Source organism: Phocaeicola sp. RTP21359st1_B8_RTP21360_211022, from assembly GCF_040911965.1.
Taxonomy (GTDB): Bacteria; Bacteroidota; Bacteroidia; order Bacteroidales; family Bacteroidaceae; genus Phocaeicola; species Phocaeicola vulgatus.
In genome coordinates, this window is record NZ_JBDFXP010000006.1 from 102777 (window position 1) to 117166 (window position 14390).

Sequence of the window (14390 nt, forward strand, 5' to 3'; positions counted from 1 at the left end):
TGTATTTCATATTAAAAAGATATATCTTTGCACCACGTTAGATACAAATCCAAGAACAATGAAAAAGAGAACATGAAAGAAGAAAAGATTCCCTGCCGGATAATCCGGTACAGGGAGTTCCCCGATCTGCTTTTCGGAACGTTACGGGAAGACGGACCGGTCTATTTCGACGCGACACGCTTCATCCAGGCCAAAGGAGATGCACGCCGGCATAATGTCCGTGATTTCCGTGTCGCTTTCCATCACTGGGCAACGGCGTTGGCAGACGCCTACGGAATAGACAGGGAAAAGATGATCATCCGTGACGAGGCGTCGGGACACCTGTTAATTGATGAATGTCTGGCTCTATTATTTGTCGTTTACATCGATCCCGCGTTCGGTGTCTACCTTCTGGAGCGCGTGGACGAACTGCTGTCCGGTGGATTTACGGTTTCAGACACTTGGCTGGTACAGGCTGCCGGTCTTAGATTTACAAAGGAGGAATTAACGCAAATTTTAGAACAACATGAGACGCAGCACATTTAAACGACCCAAGATGGTGCTCATCTTCAACGGGGCACAGGTTCTTGTAGCGGTCACGCGCTCGCTGCACAGCGCGGCGGAATTGACAAAAGGCAACTTGCAGGCTATCTCATTCTGTTGCACGGGCAAGTATGTATGCAGCGGCGGACTCTATTTCAGGCATCTGCATCCGGATGTGGAAATCGAGCTGGCCGACCTCGGCACACTGATGCTGAAAGATTATGACGCCCTTTGCGGCGAGAAACGCACGTACTATCCGGTGCGCAAGATGGCACATAAGAGAGCCTTGCTTGAAAACAAACGTAAGTCTGATAACCAAAAGAAAGGAGGAAATACCTATGAGGGAAAATAGGAATGTTCCGTTCCGGGACTGGAACATAAGGGTTTCCCGGAACCATAACGGCCAGCTCCATATCTGCGCCGTGGATATATGCGATATACTCAAGCGGGACGAACTGCTTGAAAACGGCGCCATCGCCCGTGTTTGCCCGACGGCATTGAAAATCAGTTTCCGGAAAAACGGCAGGGAACAGTGGGGTTTCCGTCCCATCGATATGCGCCGGCTTTTACAACTGGTACGCAAGGAGACTATTATACCCCGTGACCTGCTTGATGAATTGGAAGTGTGGGGCAACAAGCTTCTGGAACTGGAAGCCGGGGAGCTGCACGCCGTCCCGCAGGACGACATCGTCATGCACTTCGAGGAAGGGTTCCCCGTCACGTTCCGGCGTGTCGGCGACAAGCTGATGGTCAACGCCACGCAGATCACGATGCACTTCGGGAAAATCCCGTCTGAATGGCTACGCATCGCTTCCACGGATATGCTCCGCAGGGAAATGGCCGGCAACGGACATACCGGGAAATACGAGTCGCAAGTCTTCACCACACGGGGGCGGGGGCACGGTGCGACCTGGTTGGAATCACCGCTTGTCATACCGTTGGCCAGATGGATCGCCCCTGACCTGTCTTTGGCGGAATGGTTGGGCGAGGCTATCGGCAAACTCTCCGTGAAACGAGGGAAGACAATCGTACGCGAACGCCCCAGGGTGGCGGCACCCGGTCTGCCCTGTATGGATTGTCCCATGCCGCAGGATATGGAATCGGCGACGAGACTGATTCTGGAACTGCGGAAGGTGGTGAGTGAATCCCTGCCGAAAATCGTATTCTACGAGGAGTTTATCGAGAACAGGGACTGGTTCAAGAGCACGCGCATCGCTGACGAACTCGGCATATCGCCGCGACAGTTGCACCAGTTCCTTGCCGAAGAGGGCATCTGCAAGTACGAGAAGCGGCAATGGGTGGTCTTTCCTTCCTGCCGGGCCTGGCAATGCGATGTGCCTTACACGTGGGAGAACAGCCGGGGCAAGGTATATACTTTCGGATCCACCAAACGATGGACACAGGCCGGACGGGAGTGTATCATAGAACTGTGGCGCAAGAGGAACCCTGAATACTGCCCACCGGGTGCATAGCGATGGAAACGGCATTACAGCGGATCATCCGCAAGACAGGAAGACGGCCGGTAGAGTGCCGTTGCCGTCTGTGCAGGCAGCAATGCCGGATACCGTGCCTCGGTACGCCGGAAGACATCCTCCGGTTGCTGAAAGCCGGATACAGGGAGCGTCTTGCACCCACTCGGTGGGCGGTAGGCCTGCTGTTAGGAAAAATCCCGTATATCGTGCCGATGGTACAGGCGAAACAGGAAGCAGGCGGGTGCACATTCTTTCAGGACGGACTGTGTGAACTGCATGCGGCAGGGCTCAAGCCCACTGAAGGCAGGTTGTCGCACCATACCATCACCATGGAGAACCTGAAGTTCGGAATGTCGCTCTCGTGGAACGTGGCCAAAGAATGGCTGGACGAGCGGAACTTCGACACGATACGGGAGATTGTCCGGATAATGGGAAAATAGATGAGGGACGGTTTCATGAATGAAGTATCAGTATAACCGGTTGATTCCTCCTTTGCCGATTTCATGGAACCGCCTCTTATTAATTCATACCATTTGCAAACAGTTCGTATTAGTCGCGGCTATCCTTTATCAGGAAAACATTTAAACGCGAATGATATGAAACTGAAAAGCAGAATGACCGTCGGGGAGATGTCGGAACACCTGACGGAACATACCGGCAAGTTCGCCAACCGCGTATCCGTGGGGCGTTACGCCAAAAAACTGGGATACGCCGTGTATAAACCGATGATAAACGGCAGGATATGCCAGTTCTATGTCAATCCGTCGATTAAGGATGACGGGGAAGCGGAAACATTACGGACGAACGAACGCGAAAACGGACATGAAAGGGAATGACGACAAAAGGCAACACGTGATACCGTTTATGAAATGCTTCACCGGGCTGGTCGGCGCGTTCACCCCGGAAGAGGTCATCTTCATGCTGTACATGGCAGACCGTACACGCCTGCGTGAAAAAGGTTACGACACCTTGCGCAGCAAGCGGTACTACATGGAGAACATGGAGATGGGTTCGCGGATTTTCGACAAGTGCGTGGAAAAGACAACGCGTATGGGATTGCTTGAACGGGTGCCGGTCAGCGGGATGTACGATTACCTGTGGCACATGGATTCCTACAACCGGCTTGTAGGGATATTGGCGGAACTTGGAAATCCTTTTTCTACCAGGGCATTCTGTCATCGGATGTTCGATGTGGAAAAAAGGACCGTGGCATCCGTCTCTGACGAAGAGGTCAGCCAATGGAAAGAGAGACACCGAAAAGTTTGAGCGTATCTGTCCACGGAACGTAAATGAATAAAAACAGACGGCATCGTTGTGATTTGCCGTCTGTTTTTGTGTTTTTGCGACATAAAATCCGATAAAACCGGAAGGAGGTGGTAGCCGGGTACAATATTATCCGGGCAAACGACAGAATATGCTAAATATACTTATTCAGTTCTTCCACAAGAAGATGCACCGTTGTCGAAGATTCCGCCTGTGCCGGCGGTATTCCCTCCATTCGGCGCAATACGGCTTTTGCGTTCGTGATGGCCTGAGCCTGTTTACCGCCCAGCTCCCTGAAAACACGACCGCCTGTACCGGCTTCCTTGTTGTAGGAGAAGCCCAACAAGCCGGATAGCTTTGTTTCATATTGATTTCTGTGCATCGGGCCTTGTACCAGGTTATAGTGCAGCAAGAACCAATACTCGAAAGCCTGGTTGCTGTATGCCACCCTCATGCCACCGGCTTCCGCCATACCGATAGCCCGGTTGAAATCCCGATCGGGAAAGTCATCCTTGTCAAATACCACCCAGCACTGGTCATACTCGCGTCCTTTCTTCCGCTCTTCTTCTTTCATCCGTAAAGCCTTTTGGACAAGACCTACCGTATTGAGTCCCTGGCCTACCGCTTTAATATTGGCGGAAGTCAGGCGAAATGCATTGAAATAATCCGGTTCCGTATTTACCCCCTCGCAGATGATCAGGAAGGATTGTTTGACCTCACGGACAAAACTGATACGCCTGAGTGTCCGTGCCGCGCGTGGATCACGCTTGTTCGTCCGTGCTGCCATATTCTTCCTCCCTCAGGTCAAATAACCGTTCAAACTGGCCGATGACAGGGATACCGCCATATTTCCCCATCAGGTACTCCTTTTCGAAAGGTGCACTGTTGCGAACCTTGTATTCCGCCAACGAATAGAGTTCCGAGGCTCCAAACGAATCTTTCTGTGTAAACCAGATCTGATCCCTGCGGAACAGGCTTGCATTAAGCAGGTTGGTGTCATGTGTCGTGAAAATCAACTGTGCATTCCTGGGATTTGTCACTCTGGAATTGAACAGCCCGATGATGCGACTGGTCAACAGAGGGTGCATTTTCGAGTCGAACTCGTCGACAACCAGCCTTTTGCCATGATCCAACGCGTCGATTATAGGATAAGCCAGCGAGAAGTATTTGATCGTACCCTCCGACTCGTTTACGCGGAACGGGAAAGTGACCGTCTTCGTGGCGTTGCCCTCCTCGTCATATTGCTGGTGTGAACTGATGACTGTATTGTCAACCTTGCGTATGTCGTCGATTCCGAAGTCTGCAAACCGGGCAAACTCCACAATACGCCTTTTCATGGACGGATCATCGATCTGGGCTATCGCCATTTCCCAAATCCGCTCGTCGCTGCTGCCAAGAACAATCGTGGTGTTGGCCAACCATCCCATGATTTCCACCGAGACGCTTTCGTTGAACTGTGCTGCCACGGAAAGAAGCAGCGCATTGTCGCGCACCATTTTTTTGGCGACAACCTCTTTGCCGACCGAAAATTTGGGATGCAGTTCATACTCATCGCCGTCACGCAGGAACAGTTCCACCTCCTTTGCCTTGCGCTTGTTGCCCTTTTGATAAAGCCACTCCCGGTGTACACGTTTTTCATCGACTTCGAACCCATAGCGGTATTGGACCGTTTCGTCGGCAAAGACCGCCTCAAAATAACTGGGCTCCTGTTCCGTCCTCCGGTTGAGACGGAAACTTTCCACCCGTATGCTTTCGCCGGACTGCACGCCTTTGGAGGAATTGATGACAAACCATTTGAAGAAATCGAGTGCTTTGACCAGATTCGATTTCCCGCTGGCATTGGCCCCGTAGATGACCGCACTCTTCAGCAAAGAGAGGTTCGTACCTTCAAGCTCAAAAACAATCTCATCGGACCGGGTCTGTTTTTCTTTCAGCGCGGAAGCAGCCAAAGACAAGGTCGCCGGCTCCTTGAACGAAAGGAAATTTTCGACTGTGAACTGAATAATCATATTATATCGCAGTTATATGTAAATTTTATGCAAATATAGGGGATATTTTTCATATATAGATGTTTTATCGGATCTCTTTTTGCGGTTATTTTCCTGCACGTGAAAATCAGACCGTTTTCGTTCTTGCAATGCTGCCCTGCAAAAGGCGACTGCAATTTTCCGAAGCGGCAACATCGGCTTGCGATTCATGCTCCCGATAGTGGAATTTGGGTGGAAAGACGCGAAATTCGCCACATCTTTCCCCTCAATGTGGTACAAATGTACCGTGTATCTGACAGGAGGGGTGTTACAAATGTAGCAACAATACTATAAGTAGTATTATACAAGAAGAAAGAAGAAAGATGTACTTTTTTCTTTGACGCAAAGAAAAAAGATACCAAAAAAGAAACAAATCATGACAGACGGCACGCCGTCTGTTTTTTTGTTTTTTTGAATCGGAAAGTGTTGAAAACGGATAAGATGAGGATTAAAGGACCACTTCCTCCCCAGATACAAGAGAGAGAAACAGAACGAATACCTTATACCGTCACCCTCTTACCGTCTGGCATCCTTGTCGCGGTTCAGCCTTACGACAGAGCGCACGCAGTCACGTACCAGTTCGGCATCCCTCCGCTCCATGAAATAGTTCCCGCATTCCAACCGTTTCCTGTCCGCCGGCCTGTTGTTGTCCCTGCATTCACGGATTTCCAGTATGTCATTCAGGTAATAGTACTTGTCACCGCGTCTGACACGTGTTGCCAGCCGTTCGAGTTCCTTCAGCCGTCCGTTCCATGCAAGCCCTTTCTGGCGTAGAGCATCGGAAAGCCTGCTACGGCCACTGGTTCCGATAGGCAGTATCTGGAGATTCACCGCGTACCCGACTGTTTCATGCAGGGAATAGCGCAGGCTCCCGTCTTCGTCCAGCAGGCAATACAGCACAACACGTCCTTTTGCGTCGATTTCCTTGAAAGCCCCCAGTATTACATGCTCATCCAGGATACTGAGTTTTACCAACTGTCCGTCTTTGGGAGCATAGAGAGATTCCGAACATACACCCCGGCGCTTGTCCCATGCAAGATGGCCTTCGTTCAGCAGGCGTTGGAGGGCAATCTTTTGCTCTGCGCTCGCTTCCCGGCAATCATTCAGAAACATGACCGCGTCATCGGTAACGAGTTCTCTGCCCGCAGTCATCCTTACCGGAACCGACACGCAATTACCCGTGACATCTCCCACAAGTCCGGTTTCCGATGTCCCACCGTTGAAGACGACCATTCCCTTGCGAATGGACGACCCACCCGTGCTGTCTTTCGGAATACTCCCGATTTTCTTCTTATGATATGATTCCATTCTTTCGATTCTTTATCCAGATATTTCCTGTAACAGCAAAATGCCATACTTCATACATAAGTGGATACAATACGGCAAATATACGTATAATTCACCAAAAAGGCAGGTGACTGAACCCCATTTCTTCTGCATTTCCACGGTTTCCTGTATAAAGTCACAAAAACCGTACAAATAAGTCGGAATCCATGTGGATAGCTTCGTTCTGTATATTCTATATGATTAAGGAACAAAACATTACAAGATTGTCCGATTGTGAAAAGCATATCCGAACATACTGAATGACAGGAATACACATCCTCCTTTTCCGTCGTCCAATCCGGTTAAGAACAGTCAATATACCGACGTGTCTCTATATATTTTTTGATGCGTTTTCAGCGTATCTAAAAAACAACTTCAAGCCGGAACCCGGAAATCGTGCAGAAAGTCTGTACACCCGTGAAAATTGAAAGGACAGGCATCCACAAATGAGAATATTTCAAAAATATGGGACATGGTGAACACCAGCACCTTAAGCAACCATGATAAATACAAGTACTTTACTGTATATTTTTTGATACCTGCTTACAGTTTCAATCCGAAAGCCGCATTTTGAGCCATTTTGGAAAACCGGACTTGAAAAAACGGCCCGAGGACAGAGACCGAATCCGCACCCGAGGGTACACCCTCCCTAATCTTTTTATTTTTATTACACCATTGAATATCAATAATTTATTAGGTTTACTTTTGTATAAAGTAAGCCTAAAAACGTCTTTTACATTATCTTTGCTTACAAATTGAAAGTAAAAAAATCTTTTCAGTCCTATTTTATCCATTTTAAGCAGCTAATAATCTGATAATCAATAGACAAAACTGATTTTGATTTTATACATACGTTGAAACGGGGCTTTTTTGATTTTTGCAAAGGAAAAATTTTTTTCAAAGAAAATCATTTTTTCTATTTTATTGATATTCAGCTATTTACAAATTTACTTCGCGCGCGTGCGTTCCATATTCGCAAAAAGGCTGTTTTTGGAACGTTCCAAATTTTTTTTCTCAAAAAGTTTTGCAGTTCTGAAAAACGGTTTTATAATAGTCATGTACTCGAAAGCCAAACAAACGGCAAACAAGTACGGAGAAAAACGAATAAAAAAATAGATAGTAAAAAACAGAATTAAAAAACAGAAAAGCAAAGACCGCCGAGAGCGAGAAACAAAAACGGCGTTTACACGAAAGTGAGTTGTTGAGCCGTCAAAGGGTAACACCCGAAACAACACCGTGTGCGTTTAGGTACGCTTAAAGAGTGCGTTAAATAACCACGCTTCGCACGGGGCAATAATACCAGTATTGCCAACCTACGAAAGTAGGGAAATTTATGGAACGGGATAAATCGTATTTATTCCGAGTGCCGGAAATACGTCAAGACTTTTGCAAGTCGCTGGGAGTATTGAGAATACCGCCACTGAAAAGGACGTGCAAGAATAATGCCATAATTGCGCCCTTGTGCGCACGGAGATAAAATGCACGGTAGCGGAAAAACAGTCCGCACGGAGCTTGAGAAAAGAGCATTGCCAATGTTATGCCCATAATCACCAGCCGCCCACCGCCTTACTGTTAGCTGCCGGATTGGAAAAGATCCGGAACGTGCCAGAGAAGCGTCTTGCCGAAATTGGAGTAAAGCAGCGCAGAGCCACGACACGATGAGTAGAACTCGTGCAAAGATACGATATGCCGAAAATGCGCTCATTTGGATAGCTCTGCTATGGGGTACGTTTTAAGTGCGACAAAGTTACGAAAAATTTTGCCGTGCAGGGTGAAATGCACGGCAAATTTTTGGGCGCGTGGCAGGAAATGCCACACTTTGCGCTATGGTGCAGAGTTCGGGGTTCGACTCCCCGAGTGCCCGCAATGCGTGATTTTGCGCAGTGTTTCTAAAATTTTATCATTATGGCAACTTCTAAATTGAACAAGGAACAGTATGCAAACATCGGTTCGTTTGCAGGTATCATGTTGGTTTACAACTCTACCAACAAGGACGGTGAACTCGTGCAGACGGCACAGCACTTTTTCGGTGCGGACTTTGAGCCTGCCGACATGTCGGACAACGAGATTTTCCGTGTGATTAAAAACATGGTCGCAACTATGTGGCACACCATTGCGGAGGAAAAGAAACTGCGTGCCGATGCCGACGGCATACGCTCGAAATTCCGTGCCACAACCCCTGCGGAAATCATCATCTGCGAGAAGTCGGGAAATCGTATCAAGAAGTACGACCTTACCGACAGCGTTTGGGCGCGTATCGGTCTTGTGCCGACCAAAGTAGACCTCGAGAAGTCAAACCGTGATTTCCAAAAGACAATCCATGCCGCTGCAAAGGCTATCCGCAACGCCATGAATTTCGCCCCGAACCTCGCCAGCCTCGAAAAGCCTGCCGAGAAAACGACCAAGACCGGCAAGGCTGAAAAGGTGGCGGAACAGCCTGCCGGAACGGTTGCCGACGAAAGCAAAAAGGCGGCATAAGGGCAACGGAGTAACTGAAACCTGCCCGAAAAAGGCAAAAGGACGGCAGGCAGCCCGCTGAACGTGTGGGACTGCCTGCCCTTTTCGTATCTGCCGTCGTAAGCGCGTGTTCTTGTGACGTATGCCACGGATACGCGCTTTTCATTTCGGGCGAAAGCAACTGTAACGTGATAGGCGAAAAGAATTTCCCGGCAAAAAACGGTGCCGGGACTGTACCTCCGCCGCAGGACGGGGAGTACACCGTGGACGACCTGAAGACCGCTCTGGAAGAGTCCGAGCGGTCGCTGCATGATGCCGTCTTCATAGCCCGCCAAGTGTGGGAGAAGGACTGCGATGCCGTGAAGTTCGACATCGACGACCTTGTGCAGATAGAATCGGCATTGCAGGAGATATGCAACATCACCGCAGGAATTGACAGCGGGGACGATGGCGAGTGACATGACGCGCACACGTGCTGCGGAAACTGCGGGGCGTGCGCGCTTTTTCGGGCATTGATATACACTGTGTCAGGATTGCACCCTGAAATGCCCGCACTTTTCTAAAATTCCCTCCGATATGACTTCCTTGCGCCGTGAGGCGTTGTGCCTACCTTGTATATAACACGGTTAAGCACGGTCTGGCGTTCTGCGGAACCGCCTGCCGTGCTTCCGCTGTTATCCTGTGCGGGGAAGCGGAGAACGGATGTGCCAATAATAAAACGAATAAATATGATAGAAGTGTTTGACGCAAAGCGCACCCGCAGTTACGGGTGCTTTGCCAGTTTCAAGGCTGCCACCGATACGCTTGACAGCCTTGCCGCGACGGGACAGCTCGGAAGTGTGCCCGCTGTCAGCGTGGCGGCGTATTGCAGCGGCGTGTTACAACGGGAATATGAAGCGGTGTTTGTCGGTGGGAAATGGCGTGTGCCGAAATCTCCGAAAAGGCGGATGCCGGAAACGAGACCTGCCCGTGGGAGACGTCGGCGGAAATGGTGCAAGGAGTACGCTACGGCGGAGCTGATGTTCCGAGAAGGGTTTCCCGACCATTTGAACCGCAGTTATCCGCTCTCGGCGGACAGCCTGAGACGGTGCAACCGGAAATGCAGAATTTATATGCAATAATAAAAACGCAATGAGTATGAAAACATTAGCAGACGTGAAACGGAAAATGACGCTTGGCTCGAAGTGGCGGTGTGTCCGGCTGTTCGAGGGCGGAAAAGACCTCGGCGTGCGTGAGGTCGGGAAAGTGCAGGGTAATGCCGTGGCATTCCTCAAACCCGACGGGAAACTCTCGTGGCTATGGTGGCCAAAGGCAAAGGACGTGCAGGTGGAAGAAAACGCCTTCACCGTGCTCCAGAACGGAGTGCCCAAGCTCAAGTACATCTATGCCGGATAGGTGTTCCGGAAAAAATCATGCAAAATAATATGAATTAATAACAACTATGGGGGCGGAATGCCCCTATGCTTTTATAAACGGATAAAGAAAATGACAGAAATAACGAGAAAGCAGATATCTGGTCTGCGGGTAAAGATGTATTAACGGCTATGGGAGAGGAACATAGAATCAACGAGATAAAAGGTGTCATCATCAGCCGTGCCCTGCTCAAGGAATACGGGTATGATGGCGATATGCCCACCGACAAACAGATGCAGGTCATCGGCAACGGGTTACTTGAATACTGGGGCGTAAGCGACGGTTTCAAGGAAGCCCTCGCCAGTACAATGGAGAACATGTTCGGTGTAAAAGCAAAAGATTAGGTCTATGGAAACGAAAGAACTTACTACCCACCAGCGTGGTGTTATTCTACGCGGCATCTGCGGCGGGGCTGCATTGAAAGACAAGTCGCCGCAAATATCTGAAAACAATACCGTCATAACCTGCGCCGGAGGGTTGGAGATTTGGGACATCTGCTGCATCAGCAGTGATGCCGAAGCCTTCGGCCTGAAACCGTCCTTCGGTTATGACGGGCACACGAGAATCACTTTCACCCCCAAAGAATAAGCGGAATGAAATCATATTACTACTTGGACTACCTGCACCGTGAAATCTTCCTTGAAGAGGAGGATATTCAGACCGTTCCGGAATCAGGCAGGGCGGACGATGCCTGTTCCGCCATTGCCGAAAAGCCGTATGTCGTGGAGCAGTTCATGGCGGACTCTTTCCGGACACTCAAAGATGTGGCCAGCCGCCTGTGCGATTCCCCTGATATTAAAAGCCGCCACGATACGCTGATGTATATCGTGTGGAGGGTGGCACTGGACATCAAGGAGTGGCGGACTCTGAGCCATAGCGAAGCCGCCGTCAAGGTAACCCGTGAGGACGGTTTCGTGTGGCTGCTTGTATCGGCGGAAAATGCCCGGAAGCTATGGGAGGCAGACGTATTCTCCCTGTACAGGCTTTATGCCGATGATTCGGAATCCCTGATCGAAAGCGAGGCGGAGCTGGAATCGACCATCAAGGGCGGATACCAGATAGGTATCGAGGTGGGGTTCGCCTCTGTAATGGACCATGCCGCCCGGATGAAGCAACAATAAAAATCGGAAACAATCAAATAACGAAATCAAGAAGAAAGGTATGGAAACAACATTATTGACAAAGGAAAATGCCCATCGTGTGACCATGGTGCGGCGTGTGGATGCCCCGGAAAGCGAACCGGTAGCGTTTCTTTTCAGGGGAAAGAGACACGGGTATTGCAGCTATTCCCATCTTGTAGGGAATCCGGGCAAGGAAGAAATCCTCGCCCCGGCGGACTTTAAGGACTGGGAAGTTGTGGAAGTGGCGCACCCGGGCTATCTGGAAGAATATTTCAAGCAGGCGTGCAGCTCCTACAACCTCACCTCCTTCTCACCCGACGAGCGGGGTGAGTCAGACATCGCCTCGCACGAAAAGGAACTGCACGAGGATTTGCAGTCGATGCCCGAGCAGCAGCGGGAACGTTACATGGAAAACTACAAACGCTATTTCTCTGCCATGATCGCCGCCAACAGCCGTTGTGCCAGCGCGATGATTACGGGACCTGCACGCTTCAACACGGGCCGAAACGAAAAGGCCTGCAACAGCCACGCCAAGAGCGTCACGGCGTTCCGGGAATGGCGAGAACGTGCACTCGAAGCGATTCGCAAGGCTACCGAAGCGGCCAAGCCCGAAGAACAGCGTCTCGAGGAGGAGTGGCAGAAGGTCAAAGCCTTTATCGACGATGCCGCCTCGACCATTCACGGTATCGATACGGGTACGGCACGAGGCTATAGCCGGGCTCTCTTCGTCAGCAACCTCGCCGGGCGACTCTCCACCTATGTCAACCATGGCAACGTGGAAATCATCGACCGTGCCGTCGCTCGTCTGCGAGAGTGGAACGACAAAGTCAAGAAACCTGTCGTCACGGCACGCCATTCAATCTTCAAGTATCCCGAACTCGTCCGCAAGGTGCGGGAAAAGCAGCAGGAACGGGCAAGCCGTGAAAATCGTGAGATTCCGTTCGATGGCGGCAAGGTGGTCTACAACTTCGAAGAAGACCGCCTGCAAATCCTCTTCGACAAAATACCCGATACCGATATGCGTACAACCTTGAAGCGTAACGCTTTCAAGTGGGCGCCACGCAACCAGGCATGGCAGCGCCAGCTCACCCGCAATGCCGAATATGCCGCCGGTCAGGTGTTGAAAATAACCATTTAATCCAGTGCCCATGAGATACATCATCGATTCACGTTATTTCGACGGGACATGCCTCACGTCGATGTCGGATGACATGCACAGCGACTACGGCGGCGAGACGCTGGAAGCACTGCGCGAAAGGGAGAAGAACCCGTACCTGGTCGCTGTATCACCGGTACGCATGACACTGCTTGTGAAGCGTTATACCCGGGCACTTTGCAAGCCCTTCCATGAAATTACGGAGGAACGTTATTACGAACTGCTGGAATGCCTGCCTCCGGCCCGCATGCAGAGCGACTGGTTCTTTGTCGGGGAACCGTATTACCGAAACCTGTACGCGCTCTGTTTCGAGTCGGACGGCAGGTATTTCCGGGCGGAACGTCCCATACGTCTTTCCAATGCGGAAATCTACCGCCAGATTCGGGAACACATGGAGAAAGTAAACCTGCATCCCGCCATCGTCAAGAAGGCTTCCTTTGTCAAATATGTCAATTGGTACAAAAAGACGGTCACCTACATACCGTACTATTTCGAGTATGGAGGTAAAATATATTTCCTGAAGAACCTCGCCACTCGGACGGGATCCGAATTTGGCGACCGCCGGGAACGGAACGAGATGGCGGCATTGCTGAGGAACCTGCGCGGAAACCGCTACGAATACTGCACTTTCTACTCCCAAAAGAAGGACATCTTCGAGTTTTTTGACTGGCTACGGAAGAACAAATACACGCTGGAAATCCAGGGCGACTTGTTCGACTTTGCGGATGACCGCTCCCACGTGGACTTTCACGGCAATGTATGCGAGTATTCGGCTGTGTTCCATTACCGCATCTATTCACGCGAGCTTTTTGGCCATATCATTAACCAGCTACGCACCGTGAAACGGTATCACGCGTGGCATAAAAGGAGGGAAATACGATGAAAATCTCAAATGAACCTACCCCATACCTCCTGCTCAAGGCAGGAACTGACAGTGCATGGGATTGCTGCGACTTTGCAATCGTGTACCTGTCAAAAGAGTGGAGACAGACACAGTCCGGCAGGCTGGAAGCCGTCAAGCCATTCAAGGATGACATCAGTTTCCAGTCTTTGAACTTTTATGACATATCGGTTGGTTTTTACCAGCCGGACGAGGACGGGATACTGGGCAGCGAGGACTTGCCGGAAGACAATAACTGGTGCTTCGTGGAACTGACCGAAACGGAACTGGAAAGGTTGGTTCCGCCGGACAATGTGCTGGTCAGCCATATCTTGGCGGTATTTGCAAACGGGGAAGCCAGATACCGGGCGTACGGCAAACATACCGACGAGCGATTCTGGACTGAAAAATTCCCTTTGCAACAGATTTTGGATATACTGGCGAGTCATGAATCTTAAAATTTCAAAGCAACTATGACAGAAATCATCAAAACGGACGGAACACGCCAACCCGTGCAGCCAGCCAATGGCTCAGACTTCACGCTGGAGGAGATGCAGGCGATTGTCGGCGGCTACATCGAACTGGTGGAACTGGACGGGAGCACGACAATGGTCGTCAACGAGGAAGGCAAACTTATCCCTCTGTCCCTCAATCTTGAAGCGAGCAGGATATTCCGTGCTCATCACCCGGCGTCGAAAGACTTCATCGTTGGGGACGTACTTGTGTGCAATAACAATCAAATCAGATAAAATT

20 protein-coding genes are annotated in these 14390 nt (G+C 50.3%); 17 read left to right on the plus strand and 3 right to left on the minus strand.

Annotated elements, in window-relative coordinates; genetic code table 11:
* Positions 1-27: 27 nt before the first annotated feature.
* The 6 genes from AB5062_RS04605 to AB5062_RS04630 all read left to right on the plus strand — a co-directional run bounded on the left by AB5062_RS04605 (position 28) and on the right by AB5062_RS04630 (position 3260).
* Entirely contained in the window at positions 28-525 is a 498-nt protein-coding gene (locus AB5062_RS04605; RefSeq protein WP_004303968.1) for a hypothetical protein, read from the plus strand.
* Positions 526-535: 10 nt separating this feature from the next.
* A complete protein-coding gene (locus AB5062_RS04610) occupies positions 536-874 on the plus strand; it encodes a hypothetical protein (protein ID WP_004303967.1) in 339 nt (112 codons plus the stop codon).
* A 340-nt stretch (positions 875-1214) separates the two neighbouring features.
* Positions 1215-1994 (plus strand): phage antirepressor KilAC domain-containing protein, encoded by a 780-nt coding sequence (locus AB5062_RS04615; protein ID WP_227225046.1) that lies wholly within the window; start codon positions 1215-1217, stop codon positions 1992-1994.
* A 2-nt stretch (positions 1995-1996) separates the two neighbouring features.
* Positions 1997-2434, plus strand: a complete 438-nt coding sequence (locus AB5062_RS04620; RefSeq protein ID WP_004293615.1) for a hypothetical protein — start codon at positions 1997-1999, stop codon at positions 2432-2434.
* Positions 2435-2590: 156 nt separating this feature from the next.
* Positions 2591-2830: a hypothetical protein gene (locus AB5062_RS04625; protein ID WP_004293616.1), complete on the plus strand. Its 240-nt coding sequence runs from the start codon at positions 2591-2593 to the stop codon at positions 2828-2830.
* Positions 2817-3260 carry a hypothetical protein gene (locus tag AB5062_RS04630; RefSeq protein WP_004293617.1) on the plus strand — a complete coding sequence of 148 codons (444 nt, stop codon included), beginning with the start codon at positions 2817-2819 and terminating at the stop codon, positions 3258-3260. Before AB5062_RS04625 ends, AB5062_RS04630 begins: the two co-directional genes overlap by 14 nt.
* A 151-nt stretch (positions 3261-3411) precedes the next feature.
* Here AB5062_RS04630 and AB5062_RS04635 read toward each other — a convergent pair whose 3' ends face one another.
* The 3 genes from AB5062_RS04635 to AB5062_RS04645 form a co-directional block, all read right to left on the minus strand.
* Positions 3412-4044, minus strand: coding sequence for an RloB family protein (locus AB5062_RS04635; protein ID WP_004293618.1), 633 nt, complete (start codon positions 4042-4044; stop codon positions 3412-3414).
* Positions 4019-5266 carry an ATP/GTP-binding protein gene (locus AB5062_RS04640; RefSeq protein WP_004293619.1) on the minus strand — a complete coding sequence of 416 codons (1248 nt, stop codon included), beginning with the start codon at positions 5264-5266 and terminating at the stop codon, positions 4019-4021. Before AB5062_RS04640 ends, AB5062_RS04635 begins: the two co-directional genes overlap by 26 nt.
* A 534-nt stretch (positions 5267-5800) precedes the next feature.
* Complete coding sequence (locus AB5062_RS04645) at positions 5801-6592, minus strand: hypothetical protein (protein ID WP_004293621.1); 792 nt, start codon at positions 6590-6592, stop codon at positions 5801-5803.
* Positions 6593-8515: 1923 nt separating this feature from the next.
* Between AB5062_RS04645 and AB5062_RS04650 the strand changes: the two genes are divergently transcribed.
* From AB5062_RS04650 to AB5062_RS04700, 11 genes are all read left to right on the plus strand, one after another.
* Positions 8516-9088 carry a hypothetical protein gene (locus AB5062_RS04650; protein WP_117917425.1) on the plus strand — a complete coding sequence of 191 codons (573 nt, stop codon included), beginning with the start codon at positions 8516-8518 and terminating at the stop codon, positions 9086-9088.
* Positions 9089-9255: 167 nt separating this feature from the next.
* A complete protein-coding gene (locus tag AB5062_RS04655) occupies positions 9256-9525 on the plus strand; it encodes a hypothetical protein (RefSeq protein WP_008143004.1) in 270 nt (89 codons plus the stop codon).
* Positions 9526-9795: 270 nt separating this feature from the next.
* Entirely contained in the window at positions 9796-10188 is a 393-nt protein-coding gene (locus AB5062_RS04660; protein ID WP_004303960.1) for a hypothetical protein, read from the plus strand.
* Positions 10189-10204: 16 nt separating this feature from the next.
* Entirely contained in the window at positions 10205-10462 is a 258-nt protein-coding gene (locus tag AB5062_RS04665; RefSeq protein WP_004303959.1) for a hypothetical protein, read from the plus strand.
* A 149-nt stretch (positions 10463-10611) separates the two neighbouring features.
* Positions 10612-10824 (plus strand): hypothetical protein, encoded by a 213-nt coding sequence (locus tag AB5062_RS04670; protein ID WP_004293628.1) that lies wholly within the window; start codon positions 10612-10614, stop codon positions 10822-10824.
* Positions 10825-10828: 4 nt separating this feature from the next.
* Positions 10829-11068 (plus strand): hypothetical protein, encoded by a 240-nt coding sequence (locus AB5062_RS04675; RefSeq protein WP_004293629.1) that lies wholly within the window; start codon positions 10829-10831, stop codon positions 11066-11068.
* 5 nt (positions 11069-11073) lie between these two features.
* The gene (locus AB5062_RS04680) at positions 11074-11601 is read left to right on the plus strand and encodes a hypothetical protein (RefSeq protein WP_117917424.1); all 528 of its coding nucleotides are present in this window, start codon (positions 11074-11076) and stop codon (positions 11599-11601) included.
* 40 nt (positions 11602-11641) lie between these two features.
* Positions 11642-12739, plus strand: a complete 1098-nt coding sequence (locus AB5062_RS04685; protein WP_004293631.1) for a hypothetical protein — start codon at positions 11642-11644, stop codon at positions 12737-12739.
* Between the two features lie 10 nt (positions 12740-12749).
* Positions 12750-13640, plus strand: coding sequence for a hypothetical protein (locus AB5062_RS04690; protein ID WP_008860787.1), 891 nt, complete (start codon positions 12750-12752; stop codon positions 13638-13640).
* Positions 13637-14095: a hypothetical protein gene (locus AB5062_RS04695; protein WP_004293633.1), complete on the plus strand. Its 459-nt coding sequence runs from the start codon at positions 13637-13639 to the stop codon at positions 14093-14095. The genes AB5062_RS04690 and AB5062_RS04695 overlap by 4 nt, the downstream gene beginning before the upstream one ends.
* A gap of 15 nt (positions 14096-14110) precedes the next feature.
* Complete coding sequence (locus AB5062_RS04700; RefSeq protein WP_008143017.1) at positions 14111-14386, plus strand: DUF3846 domain-containing protein; 276 nt, start codon at positions 14111-14113, stop codon at positions 14384-14386.
* Positions 14387-14390: the final 4 nt, after the last annotated feature.